Raw genomic sequence first — 3,009 nt, forward strand, 5'->3', positions numbered from 1 at the left:
CTCCCGGATTTCCGTCCCCTCCATCCGTGCATCCACGAGATACCCTTCTTCGCCAATTTTTTGGTAAAGGCGGCCGCTTTCCACATCGTATTCATCGCTGATATCCCCGACGACCTCTTCGACCAGATCCTCCATCGTCACCACGCCGTCGCATCCGCCGTACTCGTCCACCACCACCGCGAGCTTCAGCCGGGTCCGTTTCAACTCGATCAATAAATCGTCCGCCTGCTTGGATCTCGGCACGAAATAGGGCGGCTGGATGAGGCGGGGGATATCCTTGATCGCTCCCTGTACGTCGGGACTCAACGCCAAGACCTCGCGCGCGTGGACCACACCGACGATGTTATGGATCTTCTCCCGGTAGACCAATATCCGTGAATGACCGTCCGCCTCGATGCGATCGATCAGCTGGGCGATGGTGTCCTCTTCGCTAATGGCGGATACGTCCACCAGAGGAACCATGACATTTTTCACATCCAGATCCCGGAACCGGAGAATGCGGCTGATCATTTTTCGCTCGAAGACGCGGACATCCCCTTCGCTGGGCTCCTGGACGAGCGACTCCAGCTCCTCGCGCGTGACGAAAGGCCCGCGCTTTTCGGCTTTCGCCCCCAGGCCCGTCCGAATCAGCAGGCTGAGCAGCCACACCACGGGATAAACGACGAGACGCGCCCTCCAGATGACCCGGGCGAGAACCGGGGCAAGGGTGTCCGCCCGCTCCTGACAAAAACTTTTCGGCACCACTTCGCCGAAGACCACCAGGAAGGGAATCACCACGAGGATCGAAACCAGCTCGCCATAGCGCGGCCCTATCCATCCGATCGTGAAAAGGGTGGCCAGCGAGACGTTCAGGACAAAGCTGGTGTTGTGAAGCACCAGGATCGTCCCCATCAGCCACTCGGGCGATTCCAGCAGCTTGAGCGCTTCGATCGCTCCCTGGTTCTGCTCCTGGGCCAGCGAGCGCAGCCGCGCGCGGCTGGCGGTAACGATGGCGATTTCCGAGCCTGAGAAAAAAGCCTCCAGAAACAGAAGCATCAAGCCGATGGGGAGGGCCGCCGCGAGGGTCATGTGCCCGCTCCTCCCCGCTGGCTGACGCGCAGGCGCACAATCCGGTTTTCCCGCACTTCGAGGACGGTGATCTCCAGATCGCCGCTGTACACCCGCTCGCGGGGCCGGGGAATCCGGCCGAGCAAGGTGAAAACGAAACCGCCCAGCGAGTTCGCCTGAATCTCCCCGGGAAAAGACCAACCCGTCACGCTGGTGAAATCGTTGAGGGGGGCCACCGCCTGGCAGAGGTAGGAGCCGTCGGGCAGAAGTTGAATTTCCTGGTCGCCGTCAATGTCGTACTCATCGCGGATCTCTCCGAAAATCTCCTCCAGAAGATCCGTCATCGTCACCAGGCCGGCCACCCCGCCGTATTCGTCCGCGATGATGGCGATGTGCGTCCGCTGCTTGCGAAAAACGCGGAAGAGTTCATCGAGCTTCAGGCCCTGCGGCACCACCAGGGGCTTGCGGAGCATATTCTCCGTCACAATCTCATCGGGCCCGAAATTCTTCCGGCGCACCGTCCGGAGAAAATCCTTCGCGTAGAGTACCCCCACAATATGATCCCGGTCTCCCCGGTAAATCGGGATTCGCGAGTGCGGAGTGTTTCGCAGGCGGTTCACCGTCTCGGCAATCGAGAGGTCCGCCTCCCAGCAGACCATGTCCGTCCGGGGAACGATCGCCTCGCTTACGCGCCTGTCGTGGAATTCAAAAATGTTCCGGATGTAGGTCCGCTCCGCAGCGCCGAGCTCTCCCTCTTCAAGGCCCGCATCCACCAGGGCGAGAAATTCGTCCTCGAGGAGGATGTTGCTCGGGGCGCGCGGCGGCGCTCCCATGAGGCGAAGAATGCCGTTGGATATCTGAAGAAACACCCAGCGAAGGGGATAGATCGCGCGGGCAAACATCCCGATCGGAATCACCAGAAACCGCGCGAACATCTCGGGGAAGCGCGCCGCCACCGATTTCGGGGTGACCTCTCCGAAAATCACAAGAATGGGAATCATGACCACCGCCGAGTAGCGGCCCATCTCTTCGCCGAAAAGGGCCACGACCGTACCGGTGAAAACCGCCGAGGCCGCAATGTTGACGATCTCGTTGCCCATCAGGATGGAGATGATCAGGCGGCGAGGCCGATCGAGGAGCGCGGCGACGCGCTGCTCGATGCCGCTTCCCCTCGTGCGGAATGCCTGGAGACGCGGCTTTCCCAGAGAGAAAAAAGCCGTCTCGCTCGCGGAAAATCCGGCGGACAGGCCGATCAGGATCAGAAAAGCGAGCAGACGGAAAGTGATGTCGGCTTCCATGCCTAGCCTCTCCAGCCCGGAGAAGCGGGCAGTGGCCGATCCGGAGGTTCCGCGTCAGAGGTGGATTCCCGGTCGATACTCAAAGTTTCAAGCCTCTCAAAAAGTCCCTGAAAGCAGGGCCCAAATCGTCCCTCGAAAGCGCAAACTCGACCGTCGCCTGCAGAAAGCCGAGCTTGCTTCCGGCGTCATAGCGCTTGCCCTCGAAGGCGTAGGCGTAGATCGGCTTCTCCTGCAGAAGCAGCCGAAGGCCATCGGTCAACTGTATCTCGCCCTTCGCGTCCGGCGTCACTTTTTCGAGGGCGGGAAAAATCCCCGGGTCGAGCACATAGCGGCCGATGATGGCCATGTCCGAGGGCGCCTCCTCGGGGGAGGGTTTTTCGACCATGCCGCGGAGCAATATGACGCCCTCCTCCGGGGCGGGCGCATCGGCGGGAATGATGATGCCGTACTTGGAGACATCCTCCCTCGGCACCTGCATTACCGCCAGCGTGGACGCCCCGTACCGCTCGTAGACCTCGCAGAGCTGCCGCACGGCCGGCTTTTCCGCCCGAATGATATCGTCGCTCAGAAAAACGACGAACGGCTCATCCCCCACCACTTCCTTGGCGCAAAGAACGGCGTGTCCCAGGCCCAGAGGCTGCTTCTGGCGGATGGATACGATACG

At 61.2% G+C, this 3,009-nt stretch carries 3 protein-coding genes; all 3 read right to left on the reverse strand.

Features of this window, described 5'->3' with window-relative positions:
- Nucleotides 1-1,068, reverse strand: a 1,068-nt coding sequence (locus tag O2807_14055; GenBank protein MDA1001625.1) for a hemolysin family protein, incomplete at its 3' end; no start/stop codon positions are given.
- A complete protein-coding gene (locus tag O2807_14060) occupies nt 1,065-2,345 on the reverse strand; it encodes a hemolysin family protein (protein MDA1001626.1) in 1,281 nt (426 codons plus the stop codon). The genes O2807_14060 and O2807_14055, both read right to left, overlap by 4 nt.
- 79 nt (nt 2,346-2,424) lie before the next feature.
- Nucleotides 2,425-3,009: UTP--glucose-1-phosphate uridylyltransferase (locus O2807_14065; protein ID MDA1001627.1), on the reverse strand; the 585-nt coding region annotated here is incomplete at its 5' end.

This window comes from bacterium (assembly GCA_027622355.1).
In the GTDB taxonomy this organism is placed as follows: Bacteria; UBA8248; UBA8248; order UBA8248; family UBA8248; genus JAQBZT01.

Bases quoted from the DNA above. Each gene is read 5' to 3' on its own strand.
- O2807_14060 (MDA1001626.1), bottom strand. From the start codon at position 2,345: ATGGAAGCCGACATCACTTTCCGTCTGCTCGCTTTTCTGATCCTGATC.